Origin of the sequence: Bacillus sp. SIMBA_008 (genome assembly GCF_046535495.1) — a bacterium.
GTDB lineage: Bacteria > Bacillota > Bacilli > Bacillales > Bacillaceae > Bacillus > Bacillus subtilis.
Window position 1 is genome coordinate 1 of the sequence record NZ_JAWRWL010000995.1, and the last position, 248, is coordinate 248.

At 35.5% G+C, this 248-nt stretch carries 1 protein-coding gene; it reads left to right on the forward strand.

The annotated features are described in order from the left end of the window. Positions 1-228: hypothetical protein (locus SB658_RS26375; RefSeq protein WP_410603454.1), on the forward strand; the 228-nt coding region annotated here is incomplete at its 5' end. Positions 229-248: the final 20 nt, after the last annotated feature.

A 248-nucleotide genomic window follows, 5' to 3' on the forward strand; every position in this document is an offset into this window, starting at 1 on the left:
AGAGGACCCGTTTTTTTAATGGTAGCTATTATGCCCGTTCGCACTACTACTCGTTTTATGCTTTGGATGCGAACTGCTCTTTTGTTTATTGTTATTTTTGTTGTTGTGATTCTTTTTATTATTACTCATGAAATATCCCCCCTGTTCCCTTTTATTATGGAACAAGAGCTCACTTTTCATTACGGGAATTATTGTCACCCGTTCTATAATGATGGAGTAAACCATTAATTTCACCGCCAAGTAAAATT